Source organism: Parerythrobacter aurantius, assembly GCF_045291475.1.
In the GTDB taxonomy this organism is placed as follows: domain Bacteria; phylum Pseudomonadota; class Alphaproteobacteria; order Sphingomonadales; family Sphingomonadaceae; genus Parerythrobacter; species Parerythrobacter aurantius.
The window spans coordinates 446,642-461,985 of sequence record NZ_CP147985.1; the positions used below are offsets into that span (position 1 = coordinate 446,642).

The following is a 15,344-nucleotide window of genomic DNA, read 5'->3' on the forward strand; positions in this document are numbered from 1 at the left end:
CTCGGTTCCCGGATGGGCGATTTGCCAGGGGGCCTATAAGCCGGGTTCTGTCCTGCGACCGGTTTCGTTTCCGACCGGCGCCGCAGGGGCAGCCATTCATCTGGGCGGACGATTGCTCGTCGCGCTCTAGCAGCCAACCCGGACCTCTCGGAACGAAGCGTTCCTGCCTTTCGGCACGAGGCCCCTATTTGGCCTTGCTCCGGGTGGGGTTTGCCATGCGGGGACTGTCACCAGCCCCCCGGTGCGCTCTTGCCGCACCCTTTCACCCTTGCCTGTGCCTTTGCGGGGCCATCGGCGGTCTACTCTCTGTGGCACTTTCCCTGTGCCAGGGACCGAAATCCCTGCCACGGCGGGCGTTACCCGCCACCCTTGCTTCGTGGAGCCCGGACTTTCCTCGCGCCTTTCGACACGCGGCTGCCCGGCCCCCTGGCGGCACGGCCTATAGGGCGGATTTGACGGGTAGGAAAGTCAGCGCGACAGCCCGCGGTCGCGGTCGAGCAGAAGCTGGAACAGGATCGCGCGCACCTGCCCGCAAACCTCGCCGTCGATAATCTCGGGACGCCAGCGTCGCTGGAAGGCCTCAACCACCTTGTGCCCGTCGGTAATGTCGTAGCCGAACCGTTCGAGCGCGAGGTAGAACGCGGCATCGTTGTCGAACGGGTCGCCCTGTTCCAGCTTCTGCGGACGCGGCAGGCAGAGGTGGTATTCGGCCAGCCGTTCCCACGGAAACAGCTCGCCCGGATCGGCCTTGCGCTGAGGGGCGACGTCGGAATGGCCGACCACATTCGCGCGCGGGATATCGTAGCGCTGCATGATGGAATGGAGCAGCGGGATCAGCGCGTCGATCTGCGCTTCGGCAAAGGGGCGATAGCCGAGGCCGTGCCCCGGATGGTCGAGCTCGATCCCGATACTGGCCGAATTGACGTCGCGAATGCCGCGCCAATAGGACACGCCGGCGTGCCAGGCACGCCTGTCTTCCGGCACCAGCAGCGTGACTTCGCCTTCTTCGCTGATCACGTAATGCGCGCTGACCCCCGCCTCCGGATCACACAAGCGGTCGAGCGCGGTCTCGACCGGCTTCATTTCGGTGTAGTGGAGCACGACCATGGTGATCGGCAACTTGCGGTCGTTGCAGTTCGGCGACAGCCGCTCGCGATGCACCAGCTCGCCCATCAGCCGGGCAGCACCGCCCCCAGCACCAGCGCTTCCTCGCTCTGGTGATACTGCAACTCGCCCTCGCAGCTGTCTGCCAGCAGGTAGAGCATATGGGCAGGGGCGGTCCGGCCGCTCAATCCTTCTGCCGGGAGGCTGCCTTCCAGCGCCTTGCCGATGCTGTCGTCGAACGCGACTTTCGGCCCGGTGGCGCGGACCACGATCTCGCTCGCCCCGTCGCGCCGTTCCGCGCCGATATCCAGCGTTCCGCCGCGGACGAGCGCATCGAGACCCATCTGCGCGAAGTTCAGGAGCACCTTGACCGCCGGCTTGGGCAGGCTGTCCACCGCCAGCGCCCAGTTCAGTTCGACACGGCGGGCGTCGGCCGCCAGCGCCTCTATTACGGCCTTGGGGTCGGTCATGTCGATACGGTCGTCGAAGCCGCCGGCGGCGCCATAGGCGAGACGGAAGAACTTGAGCTTGTTGGCGCTGGTCCGTGCGCTCTGTTCGAGCAGTTCCATGCACCGTTGGCGCATTTCCGGATCCTGTTCGTCGGCCAGCAGCTCCAGCCCGTTGCTGAGCGCACCGACCGGTGAAAGCAGGTCATGGCAGAGCCGCGAACATAGCTGGCTGGCGAGAGTTACGGCGTCGGTATCGTTCATATCGCAGCTTTGTTTCCTGGCGGGGTGTTACACATGTTACACTGTCCTGGGGCAAAAAAATCCGCCCTGCCAGCCACCTGCCGGGAAGCATGGGATAGAGAATGCGGAAAAGCGGACCATGGCAGGGCTCTAGCTGTCCGACACGCGGTAGGAAAGCGGGATGAAGCCTTCTGCCACATCGCGCCAGAAGGTGACCTCGTCGCCGGCGACGATCGCCCATACACTGCCGTCATGCGTTGCCTGTGCGCGGTCGGTCCGGGATGGCCGGGCAAGGCGGTTGGGGTGCGAGTGGAAATAACCGATAACTCCGGGCCCGCCGTGCCGTGCCGTGCGGTAGGCATCGACCAGTGCCTGCGGATCGATCTCGAAATGCGTCTCGGCCTGCGGGTGGACGTTGGCCGCCGCAAGGATTGCGCTGATCCGCCCGCCCTCGCCCAGCAGGATACCGCAGCATTCGCGCGGGTGGGCCCCGGCGGCGAGCTCTGTCATCCCGGCAAGAACCGCGCTTGAGACTTCGAGTGTCATGGCCCATGGCCCTAGCATGAGCGACACCGAAGTCATCACCGGAACACTCGCTACATCGGGCCGCCTCGACAAAGCGCTCGCCGAAGCCACCGGGCTTTCTCGCGAGCGAGTCAAGGCGTTGATGGCCGAGGGCGCGGTGACGGTGGGCAGGACAGTCGCCACCAATCCTTCGGCCAAAATGCAGGCGGGCGCGAATTTCGAGATTCGCCTGCCCCCGCCAGAACCGCTCGCTGCCGAGCCGCAGGACATCCCGCTCGACGTGGTGTTCGAGGACGAGCACCTGATCGTCGTCGACAAGCCGGCCGGGATGGTGGTCCATCCTGCTGCCGGCAATCCCGACGGCACGCTGGTCAACGCGCTGTTGTTCCATTGCCAGGGGCAGCTCTCCGGCATCAACGGTGTCGCCCGCCCAGGCATCGTCCACCGCATCGACAAGGATACGTCGGGCCTGCTGGTGGTCGCCAAGTCGGATGCCGCGCACGAAGGGCTGGCGGAACAATTCGCGGCGCACACCATCCACCGCCGCTATCTGGCGGTTTGCGCGGGCCATCCTGTCCCGCGCGAGGGGACGATCGACGCGCGGCTCGGCCGCAGCGACCGCGACCGCAAGAAAATGGCAATCCTCCCCAAGGATTCCTCGCGTGGCAAGCACGCCATAACCCATTACAGGACCCTGCAGACGATGGCGGATTGCGCATTGATCGAATGCCGGCTGGAAACCGGGCGCACCCACCAGGTCCGTGTTCACTGCCAGTCCATCGGTCATCCCCTATTGGGCGACCCGGTATATGGCAGCGATCCGAAAAGCTTGCGCCCCCTGCTCAAGGAGCTCGGATTCGTCCGCCAGGCGCTTCATGCCGCCGAGCTGGGTTTCCTCCATCCCGTGACGGGCGAAAGGGTGCAATTTACCGCCGATTTACCCGCCGACATGCAGGAACTCATCGACCAAACCGAACGTATTTATCGATGAATGTCGGTGCAAAAATTGGCGCAATCCACTATATGTAACCGTGTGGCCCAGCCGCGCGGATGCCCAACAGGGGTCCGGGCAATCGGGTTGACGCAGAAAGGTTAGGGAAAGAGTGAGCAACACCAAAGCATTGAGCGTCCCGGCGCTTGGCGGCGAGCAGAGCCTCAACCGCTATCTCTCGGAAATCAAGAAATACCCGATTCTCACCGCCGAGCAGGAATACATGCTCGCCAAGCGGTACGAAGAGCACGAGGACCCCGAAGCTGCCGCGCAGCTCGTTACCTCGCACCTGCGGCTCGTGGCCAAGATCGCCATGGGCTATCGCGGCTACGGCCTGCCCGTTTCGGACCTCATTTCCGAAGGCAATGTCGGCCTGATGCAGGGCGTGAAGAAGTTCGAGCCCGATCGCGGCTTCCGCCTCGCGACCTACGCGATGTGGTGGATCAAGGCCTCGATCCAGGAATACATCCTGCGCAGCTGGTCGCTCGTAAAGATGGGCACCACCGCGGCGCAGAAGAAGCTGTTCTTCAACCTGCGCCGGATGAAGAAGAACCTCGACGCTTACGAGGACACCGACCTGCACCCCGACGACGTGACCAAGATCGCGACCGATCTGGGCGTGCCGGAGCAGGAGGTCGTCAACATGAACCGCCGCATGATGATGGGCGGCGACGGCTCGCTCAACGTGCCGATGCGCGGCGGCGAGGAAGGCAGCGGCGAATGGCAGGACTGGCTGACCGACGACCGCCCGCTGCAGGACGAAACCGTGGCCGATGCCGAAGAGGCGCAGGTTCGGCACGACATGCTGCTCGAGGCTATGGGCTCGCTCAACGAACGCGAACAGCACATCCTCACCGAACGGCGCCTGACGGACAATCCGCAGACGCTCGAGGAGCTGAGCCAGGAATACAATGTCAGCCGCGAACGCATCCGCCAGATCGAAGTGCGTGCTTTCGAGAAGCTGCAGAAGGCGATGCAGCGCATTGCCGGAGAGCGGCTGCTGCCCGGCCTCGCCTGAACGAAAGGCTGATCCCACACCCTGGAACCCGCTCCCCATTGCATTGCGATGGGGAGCAACCTAGGCAGGCGGAATGCTCGGCATCGGCACATGGCTGGCTCGGATTGCCGTAGGGTTCGTCCTGCTCAGTCTCATTCTCGTCATTCTCCTGCGGTTCGTGCCGGTGACCGTGACGGCCACGATGCTGCTGGACGACAAGGTCTGGGAGAACGGCCTCAGCCGCGACTGGGAGCCGCTCTCCAACATCGACCGCAACATGGTGCGCGCTGCGATTGCGGCCGAGGACGGCAAATTCTGCGAGCACCGCGGCTTCGATGCCGCCGCCATCGCCAATGCTGCGATGCGCAACATGGAAGGCGGGCGGATCAGGGGCGGATCCACCATCAGCCAGCAAACCGCCAAGAACGTCTTCCTGTGGCAGGGCGGCGGTTATATCCGCAAGGGTTTCGAAGCCTGGTTCACCTTCCTGATCGAGACAATCTGGGGCAAGCGCCGGATCATGGAAGTCTATCTCAATGTCGCCGAGACCGGGATCGCGACCTATGGGGTCGAGGCCGGGGCGCAGCGCTATTTCAGGAAATCGGCCGCTTCGCTGACCCCGACCGAGGCTGCCCGCATGGCCGCAGCCCTGCCCCTGCCCAAGCGGCGCGCGGTCAGCAATCCTTCGGGCTTTACCCGCCGCTACGGCAACACCATCGCTGCGCGGATCGGCGTCGTCCGCCGCGACGGGCTGGATGGCTGTGTCTACCGATAATTCCATGACCGCCGGGCATTCCCACACCCATGAGCACCGTCACGGTCATGCTCATTCACACGGGCACGGGCATGGGCACGGTCATGGTCATGGTCATGGACACGCGCCGAAGGATTTCGGGCCCGCTTTCGCCGCTGGCATCCTTCTCAACGCGGGGTTCGTGGCTGTCGAGGCGACCTATGGCTTCCTGTCGGGCTCGATGGCGCTGGTGGCCGATGCCGGGCACAATCTCTCCGACGTGCTGAGCCTGTTGCTGGCCTGGGGCGCCAGTGTGGCGGCGAAAAGGCCGGCCGGCGGGCGTTTCACCTACGGTTTCAAGAGCTCAACGATCCTCGCCGCCATCGCCAACGCCGCCCTGCTGTTCCTGGCAGTCGGCATCATCCTGTACGAGGCGATCCAGCGGCTGATGGCGCCGGCACCGGTCGAAGGCTGGACGATGATCGTGGTGGCGGGGATCGGCGTAGTCATCAACACCGCCACGGCCCTGCTGTTCCTGCGCGGACAACGCGATCTCAACATTCGCGGGGCGTTCCTGCACATGGCTGCCGATGCGCTGGTTTCGCTGGGCGTGGTGGTTGCCGGCATCGCGATCCTCTGGACCGGAGCGCTGTGGATCGATCCCGTTGCCAGCCTGGCGATCGTGGTCGTGATCGCCTGGGGCACGTGGCGATTGGCTCGCGACAGCGTGAAGCTCGGGCTCAATGCCGTGCCGGAAGGGATTTGCGAGAAGGATGTAGCGGCGTTCCTTGCCGGGCAGGACGGCGTGGCGATGATTCACGACCTGCACATCTGGCCGATGTCGACCACGGAAACCGCGCTGACGGCGCACCTTGTCATGCCGGGCGGAAGCGGCGGAGACGGCTTCCTGACGCATCTCGCGCACGAGCTCGAGCACCGCTTCGGCATAAATCACATGACCGTCCAGATCGAACGCGAACCGGGCTGCGGGGGCGGCTGTTGACGCCCGACCTGCGACGCGAGGCCCTGAAGGCCGCCATGGTCCGCCTCGCCGCTGGCGACCGCGACGCCCTGCGCGAAATTTACGATGCCACCCAGGCGAAGCTTTTCGGCATCTGCCTGCGTATCTTGGGGGACCGCAGGGAAGCCGAGGACGCATTGCAGGACGTGTACCTGAGCCTTTGGCGCCGGGCCGACCGTTTCGATCCGGCGCGCGCCAGCCCGATCAGCTGGCTTGCCACTTTCGCGCGCAACCGCGCGGTGGACCGGCTGCGCTCGGGCAAGGTGCAGCGCGGGGCGGTTCCGGTCGATGAGGCGCTCAATGTCGCTGACGAAGCGCCCCCCGCCGATGTCTTGCTGGAGGATGCCGAGCGCAGCGCGCGGATCCACCATTGCCTGGGCAGGCTGGAGGAACCGACGCGCACTTCGATCCGCACCGCCTTTTTCGAAGGCCGGACCTATGCGGAATTAGCGGACGCTGCCGGCGAACCGTTGGGAACCGTCAAGAGCCGCATCCGCCGCGGCCTTGCCAAACTCAAAGCCTGCCTCGAGCATGACGACCATGACTGACACGGATTTTCTTGCCGCGGAATACGCACTGGGACTGTTGGACGGCGAGGAGCTGGCCCGCGCGCGCGACCTCGAAGGGCGCGACCCCGCTTTCGCCAGTGCGGTCGCCGGCTGGCAGGCCCAGCTCGCCCCCCTCCTCGACGAGATCGGCGAAAAGCAGGCGCACGCGCATCTCTGGCAGTCCATCGAACGCCGGCTCGGCCCACGCCCCGCGAACGACAACCGGGCGGAGCTGGCCGGGCAACTGCGCCGGTGGAAATGGGCGACGGCGATCATGTCGGGCGCTGCCGCCGCCATGCTGGCCGCCCTGCTCGCGCTGCCTTTCCGGGCGTCCGCGCCGGTCCAGCCGGACCCCCTGCCCCCGCTGGCAGCCTCGATCCCGGTCGGCGACAGCGGCGTCCGCCTGGAGGTGACCTATCTCGGGCAGAGCAGGGAACTGGTCGTCGCCGCCGCCGGCCTCACCGCCGACGGGGTACACGATCACGAGCTGTGGCTGGTGCCGGGCGAAGGCGCGCCCCTGTCGCTCGGCGTGGTGGAGCCGGGCACGATCCGCAAGGCCCGGCTCGACGACGCGCTCGCAGCGCAACTGGCGGACGGCGGCAAGCTGGTCCTGACGCGCGAACCGCTCGGCGGCGCGCCCGAGGGCGGCAAGGCCGGGCCCGTGGTGGCGCAGGGCAGCTTTACCGCTCTGTAACGCCGGCAATTCCGGAAAAACTTTCAGCCCGACGCATCCGCCGCGCGGCGGGCTGCGTAACTGCGCGTGCCAGGCAGGACGGGGCCGTTGGCACAACAGGAGAGAATTCCCATGTCGATCATCAAGAAGTCCCTCGCCGCCGCCTCTGCCCTCGCCGTGCTCGGCGGCGGTGTCGCCATCGCTACCCAGCCGGCAATCGCCCATGATCACAAGGCGATGGCCGCCGCCAACATCGTCCAGACCGCGCAAGGCACCGGCGTCCATACGACGCTGGTGGCCGCAGTACAGGCTGCGGGGCTGGTCGACACGCTCGCCAACGGTGGCCCCTTCACCGTATTCGCGCCGACCGATGCGGCCTTCGCCAAGCTGCCCAACGGAACCGTGGCCACGCTGGTGAAGCCCGAGAACAAGGGCACGCTGACCAATATCCTCACCTACCATGTGGTGTCGGGCAAGGTTGGTTCGGCCGACCTGCTGGCGCTCATCAAGAAGCACGGCGGCACCGCGACGATCGAAACTCTGGCCGGGGGCAAGCTGACCGCGCGCCTGTCGGGCGACACCATCGTCATCACCGATGCCGCCGGCCGCGCCACTGCGGTATCGCAGGCCGACGTCAAGACTTCGAACGGCGTCATCCATGTCACCGACGGGGTGTTCCTGCCGGCCTGACAGCCCTTGTTCCCCGGCGGCGTCCGACGTCCCCCCTCTACCCAAGCGGACGCCGCAAAAGCGAAGCCCCGCCCGGCAATGGCCAGGCGGGGCTTTCCTGTATGATTGCTATCGGACGGATCAGCCGCCGAAGTCGTAGGTCAACCGGATGCCGACGGTCCGGGGCGCCAGCACGAATTCGCCGAAGGTACGAGCATAGACCGGATCGCCATTGATGTCGGAGACGATCTGGTTCGAATCCGGGTTCCCGCGGACGCCGCCGACGGCGAATTTGTTGAACGCATTGTCGACATAGAAGGTCGCGGTCCAGGCATCGGTCTTTGCCGCGATCGAGAAATTGTGGATCGCGAAGCCCGGAATCACATAGCCGTTGCCACGGTTGCCGGCAGTCCGCAGCACGTTCGACTGTGCCGTCATCCCCCAGCCGAAACGCAGGTCAACGCTGTCGTTGAGCGGCGTTTCGTAGCTGGCATTGAGCGAGAGCTTGCTCTTGGGCGAACCCGGCAGGCGGTCCCCGGCGAGGCCATCGAGCCGGTCTTCGTTGCCATTGCCGTCGTCCGGCGCGCTGAAGCCCGGCGGGACGAAATAGGCAATGAGGTCGATCGCATCCTCGGTGAACTGCGGATCGGTATAGGCATAGCTGCCCCCGATCTCCAGACCGGGTACCGGCCGCCAGTTGAGCGCCAGTTCGAAGCCCTTCGATTCCGCAGCAGCCCCGTTGATGGTGATCGGCTGGCTGCCGTTCACCGTGGCGGAGGCGACCTGCGGGCCGTTCCACTTGATGTAATAGACCGCACCGTTGAGAGTCACGGTGTTGTCGGCGAACTGGCTCTTGAAGCCCAGTTCGTAGTTGTTGGTGGTATCCGGGAAATACTGGAACTCGTTGGGCAACGCGCAGACGATCTGCGTGTTCGGCAACGGGTTCGGACACAGCGCCACGCCGTTCGCGCTACCGGTGCGGAAGCCTTCGGAATAGGTGGCATAGACCAGCACATCGTCGGTGATGTCGTACGATGTGTTGACCTTGAACAGGAAGCCGTCGTCCTTCTGCCCCACTTCCTGGAAGTCGAGCACGATCGAATCCGGCGCGTCGCCGTCGAAAACGGTGCGGAACAACGGGATGTCCACTGCCGACCGGGCGCGGAAGTCGTAGTCGTAATAGCGCACGCCTCCGGTGACCGACCAGCGATCGGTAATGTCGAAGGTCAATTCGCCGTAAAAGCCGAGCTCCTCGAGCTTCTGTTCGTCGACCGAGAAATACTCCAGGCTGTCGGGCCGTAGCTGGACGCCGCCGAATTCGTCCACCGCGAACTGGTCGAATCCGGGGGTGAATTCCTTGCTGAAACCGTCGAAGCGGAAGTTCTGGTAGAAACCGCCAACGATCCAGCTCAGCGGGCCGCCGTGGCTCGAAACCAGCCGCAACTCCTGCGTGAAGGCGCGCACGTCGCTGTCTTCAAGCGTGAAGGAAGTGAAATTGGGGAACGCCTCGTAGCTGTATTCGAGGCTGATGAGGAGGTCGGTCTGGTCGCGCTGCCCGGTCTCGTCCTCGGTCGCCCAGCCAGTGGCGCTGGTCAGCTGCGCGAAGCCGAGATCTGCGGTGGCTTCGATCGAGAAGAGCTGGGTCTTGCGATCGTTCGGTTCCGGCACGCGCATTGCGGATTCATACTTGCCGAGATCCACCGGCAGGGTGTCGATGCCGCGGTTGGAAAGCTGGCGGCCGCCGGTTTCCTGGTCCTGCAGGGTATAGGCCAGTTCGACGTCGAGCCAGTCCGTCGGTTGCGCCCTCAGGGCGGCACGCGCCGTCAGCGTCTGTTCGTCGTTGACGTCTTCCAGCGGGTTGAAATTGTCCGGATCGCCGAAGTCGTCGGGGTTCGACACGCCGACCGTGCGAACGGCATAGGGATAGTCGATGAAGCCCTTGTCATCGAGATAGTCGACGGACCCGCGGAAGGCGAGGACACCGGGCAGGATCGGCAGGTTCAGCGTGACGCCGGTATCGTGGCTGATGCCGTCGCTTTCCTTGATGGTGTAGAGGTCGGCACGCACGCTGGCGCTGAATTCGTCGAGATCGGCCTTGTTGGGAATGTAGCGGATGGCGCCGCCCAGCGTGCCCGAACCGTAGAGCGTGCCCTGCGGGCCGATCAGGAATTCGACGCGCTGCACATCCTTCAACCGCAAGTCGACCAGCAGCGGGACTTCGCCGAGATAGGTCCCCACAGTGCCGCCGTTGCCGCCGCCGTCGTTGGAACCGAGCGGGTCGGCGCTGAGACCGCGGAACACGACCAGCGAATTGTTGCGTGCGCCGTTATCGACGAAGAACACGCCCGGTACCAGGCGCGAGGCCTCGCGCAGGTTGAAGGCGCCCGCTTCGGCGAGATCGTCTCCGCTCACCGCCGAGATGTTGAACGGCACGTCCTGCACCGATTCCTCGCGCCGGGTCGCCGTCACCACGATGACGTTGTCGGCATTGGCCTCTGTCGCGGCAGCGGCATCGCCATCCTGCGCCATGGCCGGCGTGGCCAGGGCGGCCGCGATCATCGTGCTGCCGAGCAGCGCGGCGCGCAGCGTGTGGCGGGTGCTTGCGGTGGTCATTTTCTGGATTCCTCATCGATTGGGGGTTACGATCATCAGCCCCATGTTGCATGGCAACATAAGGCGAATGAGCCGCGCACTGCGCAATTTGTCAATTGTATGACCGGGAAAACCGCCGTTTCCATTTCAGATTCCCCGCTGACCCGTGCAAGAATGCAACTGTTTGCGGGCCACTTCGAAGCGGCTCATGTTGCAGCGCAGCAAGCGATAAGAGCCGATCCCGGCTGTGTCGAAGCGGTGCTGGTCATGGCGGCCATCGCCGTAGAGCATGGCAATGCCCCCGGGGCGGAGAAGCTCTGCGCCATGGTTACGCAGGCGGGGTGGGAAGGCTGCTGGCTGGCGGTGCTGGAAGCACGGGTAGCGCTGCTGAAGCAGGACCAGGCAAGGGCGAGAGAGCGGGCGCTGGCGGCCTGCCGGATGGGAACGGACGATCCGCATATTGCCAACCAGCTCGGCGTCGCCCTGTCGCGCACGGGTCGCTATGCCGAGGCGGTCGGTCCGTTCGCGCAGGCCGTGGCGGGGGTGCCGGACAACCCCGATTATCGCTACAACTACGGCGTTGCGCTGGAATTCGCGGGCGATCTTGCCGGGGCCGAGCGCGAGTTGCGGACCCTGGTCGCAATGCAGCCGGATCATGCGAAGGCGTGGGCCGCGCTAGTGGCCTTGTCCAGGCAGCCCGATGCCTCGTGGGCCGGGCAGGTCGAGACGCTGTTCGGGAAATCGCACGATACCGAAACCCGGCTGGTGCTCGGTCATGCCCTCGCCCGGTTGGCAGAAGCGCGCGAGGAATGGGACGCGTCGCTCGCATGGCTGGACCGGGCCAAGGCCGACAAGGCGCGCGAAGTGGCGCACGACCGATCCTTTGCCCGAGCACTGGTCGACGAAGCCATCGCCGCCGCTGCAGCCTGCAATTTCGCCGAGACGCCCGAAGGCGACGAGCGCCCGATCTTCATCACCGGCATGCCGCGCAGCGGGACCACGCTGGTCGAGCGGATCATTTCCTCGCACCCGCAGGTGACATCGCTGGGAGAGCTGTCGGATTTCGCCATCCTGCTCAAGCGCGAGCTCAAGACACCGGGTCCGCTGGTGCTGGAACCGGCATTGTTGCAGGCGGCGGCGGGCGATCTCGATCTCGCGCCGGTCGGGCGAGCCTATCTCGAACGAGTCAGCCAGCTCGCGGCTGACGCCCCGCATTTCATCGACAAGATGCCGTTCAACGCCTTCTTCGTGCCGGCCATACTGCAGACACTGCCGGGGGCGCGGGTAATCTGCTTGCGCCGGTCGCCCTTCGACGTGCTGTTCGCCAATTATCGCCAGCTCTTTGCCACCGGGTTCAGCTATTACAGCTATGCCTACGACTTCGGCGACACGGCGCATTTCGTCGCCGGGTTCGAGCGAATGGCCCAGGCCTTCGAGGCGGCCCTGCCCCCGGCGCGCTTCCTCGCCGTGCGTTACGAGGATGTCATCGCCGACCAGCGCGGCCAGACCGAACGATTGCTAGAATTCTGCGGCCTGCCGTGGGACGATGCCTGCATGGAATTTCACCGCAACGCCCAGCCGGTCGCGACTGCCAGCGCGGTGCAGGTTCGCTCACCCATCTACAGCAGCAGCGTCGAGAAGTGGCGCAGATATGGCGAAGGCAGCGCACGGGCGATCAGGGAACTCGCCCGATACGGTATCGCGCCGTAAGGGGCGAGGCAGCTTTTACGCTGCCTCGTCCTTCTTGCGCTTTACATCGTCATTGGCGACGACCCGGATCGGTTCCTTCTTACCGGCCACCACATCGGCATCGATCACGACCTCGCTCACATTGTCGAGATCGGGCAGGTCGAACATGGTGTCGAGCAGGATGCCCTCGACGATTGAGCGCAGGCCGCGCGCGCCGGTCTTGCGCAGGATGGCGCGTTCGGCGATCGCCTTCAATGCCTCGTCGGTGAAGGTCAGCTCCACGTTCTCCAGCTCGAACAGCTTGCGATACTGTTTGACCAGCGCGTTCTTGGGTTCCTGCAGGATCGTGACCAGCGCCTCGACATCGAGATCGTTGAGGGTGGCGATCACCGGCAGGCGGCCGACGAATTCGGGGATCAGGCCGAACTTGAGCAGGTCTTCCGGCTCGCTCTTCTCGAGCAGTTCGCCCACCTTGCGCTTGTCGGGATCTGCGACATGCGCGCCGAAGCCGATGCTGCGCTTCTGCAGGCGGTCGCCGATAATCTTGTCGAGCCCGGCAAAGGCACCGCCGCAGATGAACAGGATGTTGGTCGTATCGACCTGCAGGAATTCCTGTTGCGGGTGCTTGCGGCCGCCCTGCGGGGGGACGGAAGCGGTGGTGCCTTCCATCAGCTTGAGCAGCGCCTGCTGCACGCCTTCGCCCGACACGTCGCGGGTGATCGAGGGGTTTTCCGCCTTGCGCGTGATCTTGTCGATCTCGTCGATGTAGACGATCCCGTGCTGCGCCTTGTCAACATTGTAATCGGAGGCCTGCAGCAGCTTGAGAATGATGTTCTCGACATCCTCGCCCACGTAACCGGCCTCGGTCAGCGTGGTCGCGTCGGCCATAGTGAAAGGCACGTCGAAGGTGCGCGCCAGCGTCTGCGCCAGCAGCGTCTTGCCCGAACCGGTCGGCCCGACCAGCAGAATGTTCGACTTCGCCAGCTCGACATCGCCGCCCTTGCCGCTGTGCTTCAACCGCTTGTAGTGGTTGTGCACCGCGACCGAGAGGACGCGCTTGGCGCGGTCCTGGCCGATCACGTAATCGTTGAGGGTGGTGCAGATTTCCGACGGGGTCGGGACATCGCCTTCCTTGCGGCCCGAAAGCCCGGCCTTGGTTTCCTCGCGGATGATGTCGTTGCACAGTTCGACGCATTCATCGCAGATGAACACCGTCGGCCCGGCGATGAGCTTCCTCACCTCGTGCTGCGACTTACCGCAAAAGCTGCAGTAGAGTGTCGACTTGCTATCGGTTCCGCTCAATTTCGTCATACCTCAGGCTTTCGAACCCTTGCCCCGCCACACAGGCGGATTCGGGCGAGACTATCGCCCCCGGGCCGATTTGCAACCACTGCCATATAAAGGAAACACCTTGCCCGTGGCTGAAAGGGCAGGGTTTCCCACTTATTTCCGGCCGGCGTCCCGCTGCGGGGCACGCGCCCGGGCCGGCCTCACTCGGGCGCGCCGCCCGTGCCGCTGTCGTCGCCCGATGTCTCGCTGTCCGGACGGCTCTCGAAGACCTTGTCGACAATACCGAACTTCATCGCTTCCTCGGCCTCGAGGAAGGTGTCGCGATCCATCGCTTTTTCGATCTCGTCGAGGCTGCGGCCGGTATACTTGACATAGAGATCGTTCATCCGCTGGCGGATGCGCAGGATCTCGCGCGCCTGGATCTCGATGTCCGATGCCATGCCGCGGGCCCCACCGGAAGGCTGGTGAACCATGATGCGGGCGTTCGGCAACGCAATCCGCATGCCCGGTTCACCCGCCGCGAGCAGGAAGCTGCCCATGCTGGCGGCCTGTCCCATGCACACGGTCGAAACCCGCGGCTTGATGTACTGCATGGTGTCGTGGATCGCCATGCCCGCCGTCACCACGCCGCCGGGCGAATTGATGTACATGCTGATCGGCTTCGAGGGGTTTTCGCTTTCGAGGAAGAGCAATTGGGCGGTGATGAGCGAGGCCATGCCGTCTTCCACCGGGCCGGTCACGAAAACGATGCGTTCACGCAGCAGGCGGCTGAAGATGTCGAAGCTGCGTTCGCCGCGGCTGGTCTGTTCGACCACCACGGGCACCAGCGCCCCGGTCATCGGATCGCGCGCAAACTGGCCCTGCGTGCCGTAAATGTCGCCAAGCTGTTCGCGGAGATCGATCATGAAGGGTCCCTTTTTCGTGTTGCGGCTATATCTGTGCTGGCGCGGCAGGGTTCAAGGCTTGAATCACGCAATATCGTTGCCCAGTTTCGAAGCGATGCAACGTTGCGATGCGATGCACCTAGCGGTAACGCCGCTGCCAGATCAACAAAAGGTCCCTGACATGTCCTCACTTCCGTTCTCCTCGCTCGATCCCATCCGCGCCGACGAAGAGGAGGAGGAAGGCGGCAGCGACAAGGGTATGCGCGCCGCGATGATGAACAAGTTCCTCGAGGCGCGGACAGTCATGCTGTTCGGCGGGGTCGACCAGAAACTGGCAGAGCGCGTATCCATGCAGCTGCTCTACCTCGACCACCTGTCGAACGATCCGATCAAGCTGATCGTCAATTCGCCCGGCGGCCATGTCGAATCGGGCGACACCATCCACGACCTCATCGGCTACATCAGCTCGCCGGTTGCCATTATCGGGACCGGCTGGGTGGCGAGCATCGCGACGCATATCTTCCTGAGCGTCCCGCACGAACGCCGGTTCTGCCTGCCCAACACCCGCTTCCTGATCCACCAGCCTTCGGGCGGTGCAGGCGGCAAGGCGTCGGATATTGCCATCCAGGCCAAGGAAATCGTCAAGATGCGCGAACGCATCGCGCACAAGATCGCAGACGCGACGGGGCAGACCTTCGACAAGGTCCTCAAGGATATCGACCGCGACTACTGGATGAGCACGGACGAGGCCAAGGAATACGGCATCCTCGGCAACGTCATCAAGCATTCGAGCGAAGTGAAGTTCTGACCGAACCCGCCGCTCCGGAGGGCGACACAAGCCGCCCGTCCGGTCGAGGCAACGATCTGTCGAACAGGGGTTTGCAGCCCGGACTGCTCGCTTAAGGCGGCGCCTTCAATCGAGGGGCGCACGATTACCTT

15 protein-coding genes and 1 other RNA gene are annotated in these 15,344 nt (G+C 64.6%); 9 read left to right on the forward strand and 7 right to left on the reverse strand.

Going from position 1 to position 15,344, the window contains the following annotated elements:
* Nucleotides 1-20: 20 nt before the first annotated feature.
* The 4 genes from rnpB to WAB17_RS02275 form a co-directional block, all read right to left on the reverse strand.
* An RNA gene (gene rnpB, locus WAB17_RS02260) (RNase P RNA component class A) lies at nucleotides 21-430 on the reverse strand.
* Between the two features lie 38 nt (nucleotides 431-468).
* The gene (locus tag WAB17_RS02265) at nucleotides 469-1,173 is read right to left on the reverse strand and encodes an N-acetylmuramoyl-L-alanine amidase (protein ID WP_435418421.1); all 705 of its coding nucleotides are present in this window, start codon (nucleotides 1,171-1,173) and stop codon (nucleotides 469-471) included.
* Entirely contained in the window at nucleotides 1,173-1,814 is a 642-nt protein-coding gene (locus WAB17_RS02270) for a histidine phosphotransferase family protein (RefSeq protein WP_435418422.1), read from the reverse strand. Before WAB17_RS02270 ends, WAB17_RS02265 begins: the two co-directional genes overlap by 1 nt.
* A gap of 129 nt (nucleotides 1,815-1,943) precedes the next feature.
* Nucleotides 1,944-2,339, reverse strand: a complete 396-nt coding sequence (locus tag WAB17_RS02275; protein WP_435418423.1) for a Mov34/MPN/PAD-1 family protein — start codon at nucleotides 2,337-2,339, stop codon at nucleotides 1,944-1,946.
* 16 nt (nucleotides 2,340-2,355) lie between these two features.
* Between WAB17_RS02275 and WAB17_RS02280 the strand changes: the two genes are divergently transcribed.
* From WAB17_RS02280 to WAB17_RS02310, 7 genes are all read left to right on the forward strand, one after another.
* On the forward strand, nucleotides 2,356-3,309 hold the full coding sequence (locus tag WAB17_RS02280) for an RluA family pseudouridine synthase (RefSeq protein ID WP_435418424.1): 954 nt from the start codon (nucleotides 2,356-2,358) through the stop codon (nucleotides 3,307-3,309).
* 112 nt (nucleotides 3,310-3,421) lie between these two features.
* Nucleotides 3,422-4,327, forward strand: a complete 906-nt coding sequence (gene rpoH, locus WAB17_RS02285; RefSeq protein WP_435418425.1) for an RNA polymerase sigma factor RpoH — start codon at nucleotides 3,422-3,424, stop codon at nucleotides 4,325-4,327.
* A gap of 73 nt (nucleotides 4,328-4,400) precedes the next feature.
* The gene (gene mtgA / locus WAB17_RS02290; RefSeq protein WP_435418426.1) at nucleotides 4,401-5,081 is read left to right on the forward strand and encodes a monofunctional biosynthetic peptidoglycan transglycosylase; all 681 of its coding nucleotides are present in this window, start codon (nucleotides 4,401-4,403) and stop codon (nucleotides 5,079-5,081) included.
* Nucleotides 5,082-5,085: 4 nt separating this feature from the next.
* A complete protein-coding gene (locus tag WAB17_RS02295; RefSeq protein WP_435419316.1) occupies nucleotides 5,086-6,042 on the forward strand; it encodes a cation diffusion facilitator family transporter in 957 nt (318 codons plus the stop codon).
* A gap of 35 nt (nucleotides 6,043-6,077) precedes the next feature.
* Entirely contained in the window at nucleotides 6,078-6,608 is a 531-nt protein-coding gene (locus tag WAB17_RS02300; protein ID WP_435419317.1) for a sigma-70 family RNA polymerase sigma factor, read from the forward strand.
* Complete coding sequence (locus WAB17_RS02305; protein WP_435418427.1) at nucleotides 6,601-7,302, forward strand: anti-sigma factor; 702 nt, start codon at nucleotides 6,601-6,603, stop codon at nucleotides 7,300-7,302. The genes WAB17_RS02300 and WAB17_RS02305 overlap by 8 nt, the downstream gene beginning before the upstream one ends.
* A 111-nt stretch (nucleotides 7,303-7,413) precedes the next feature.
* Nucleotides 7,414-7,971: a fasciclin domain-containing protein gene (locus tag WAB17_RS02310; RefSeq protein WP_435418428.1), complete on the forward strand. Its 558-nt coding sequence runs from the start codon at nucleotides 7,414-7,416 to the stop codon at nucleotides 7,969-7,971.
* Between the two features lie 120 nt (nucleotides 7,972-8,091).
* Here the strand turns inward: WAB17_RS02310 and WAB17_RS02315 are convergent, their stop codons facing one another.
* A complete protein-coding gene (locus WAB17_RS02315) occupies nucleotides 8,092-10,563 on the reverse strand; it encodes a TonB-dependent receptor (RefSeq protein ID WP_435418429.1) in 2,472 nt (823 codons plus the stop codon).
* A 153-nt stretch (nucleotides 10,564-10,716) separates the two neighbouring features.
* Between WAB17_RS02315 and WAB17_RS02320 the strand changes: the two genes are divergently transcribed.
* Nucleotides 10,717-12,252 (forward strand): tetratricopeptide repeat-containing sulfotransferase family protein, encoded by a 1,536-nt coding sequence (locus WAB17_RS02320; RefSeq protein ID WP_435418430.1) that lies wholly within the window; start codon nucleotides 10,717-10,719, stop codon nucleotides 12,250-12,252.
* 15 nt (nucleotides 12,253-12,267) lie between these two features.
* On the opposite strand, the gene clpX is transcribed toward WAB17_RS02320, so the two are convergent.
* On the reverse strand, nucleotides 12,268-13,542 hold the full coding sequence (clpX, locus tag WAB17_RS02325; protein ID WP_435418431.1) for an ATP-dependent Clp protease ATP-binding subunit ClpX: 1,275 nt from the start codon (nucleotides 13,540-13,542) through the stop codon (nucleotides 12,268-12,270).
* 179 nt (nucleotides 13,543-13,721) lie between these two features.
* Nucleotides 13,722-14,426: an ATP-dependent Clp protease proteolytic subunit gene (locus WAB17_RS02330; protein WP_435418432.1), complete on the reverse strand. Its 705-nt coding sequence runs from the start codon at nucleotides 14,424-14,426 to the stop codon at nucleotides 13,722-13,724.
* Nucleotides 14,427-14,586: 160 nt separating this feature from the next.
* Between WAB17_RS02330 and WAB17_RS02335 the strand changes: the two genes are divergently transcribed.
* Complete coding sequence (locus tag WAB17_RS02335) at nucleotides 14,587-15,213, forward strand: ATP-dependent Clp protease proteolytic subunit (RefSeq protein WP_435418433.1); 627 nt, start codon at nucleotides 14,587-14,589, stop codon at nucleotides 15,211-15,213.
* Nucleotides 15,214-15,344 lie beyond the last annotated feature (131 nt).

Excerpts from the sequence above, each read along its gene's own strand:
- WAB17_RS02330 (WP_435418432.1), bottom strand. The coding sequence starts at position 14,426 with ATGATCGATCTCCGCGAACAGCTTGGCGACATTTACGGCACGCAGGGC.
- clpX (WP_435418431.1), bottom strand. The coding sequence starts at position 13,542 with ATGACGAAATTGAGCGGAACCGATAGCAAGTCGACACTCTACTGCAGC.
- WAB17_RS02275 (WP_435418423.1), bottom strand. The coding sequence starts at position 2,339 with ATGACACTCGAAGTCTCAAGCGCGGTTCTTGCCGGGATGACAGAGCTC.
- WAB17_RS02265 (WP_435418421.1), bottom strand. The coding sequence starts at position 1,173 with ATGGGCGAGCTGGTGCATCGCGAGCGGCTGTCGCCGAACTGCAACGAC.
- WAB17_RS02305 (WP_435418427.1), top strand. The coding sequence starts at position 6,601 with ATGACTGACACGGATTTTCTTGCCGCGGAATACGCACTGGGACTGTTG.
- WAB17_RS02335 (WP_435418433.1), top strand. The coding sequence starts at position 14,587 with ATGTCCTCACTTCCGTTCTCCTCGCTCGATCCCATCCGCGCCGACGAA.
- WAB17_RS02295 (WP_435419316.1), top strand. The coding sequence starts at position 5,086 with ATGACCGCCGGGCATTCCCACACCCATGAGCACCGTCACGGTCATGCT.
- WAB17_RS02270 (WP_435418422.1), bottom strand. The coding sequence starts at position 1,814 with ATGAACGATACCGACGCCGTAACTCTCGCCAGCCAGCTATGTTCGCGG.
- WAB17_RS02300 (WP_435419317.1), top strand. The coding sequence starts at position 6,078 with ATGGTCCGCCTCGCCGCTGGCGACCGCGACGCCCTGCGCGAAATTTAC.
- WAB17_RS02320 (WP_435418430.1), top strand. The coding sequence starts at position 10,717 with ATGCAACTGTTTGCGGGCCACTTCGAAGCGGCTCATGTTGCAGCGCAG.
- WAB17_RS02315 (WP_435418429.1), bottom strand. The coding sequence starts at position 10,563 with ATGACCACCGCAAGCACCCGCCACACGCTGCGCGCCGCGCTGCTCGGC.
- WAB17_RS02310 (WP_435418428.1), top strand. The coding sequence starts at position 7,414 with ATGTCGATCATCAAGAAGTCCCTCGCCGCCGCCTCTGCCCTCGCCGTG.
- mtgA (WP_435418426.1), top strand. The coding sequence starts at position 4,401 with ATGCTCGGCATCGGCACATGGCTGGCTCGGATTGCCGTAGGGTTCGTC.
- WAB17_RS02280 (WP_435418424.1), top strand. The coding sequence starts at position 2,356 with ATGAGCGACACCGAAGTCATCACCGGAACACTCGCTACATCGGGCCGC.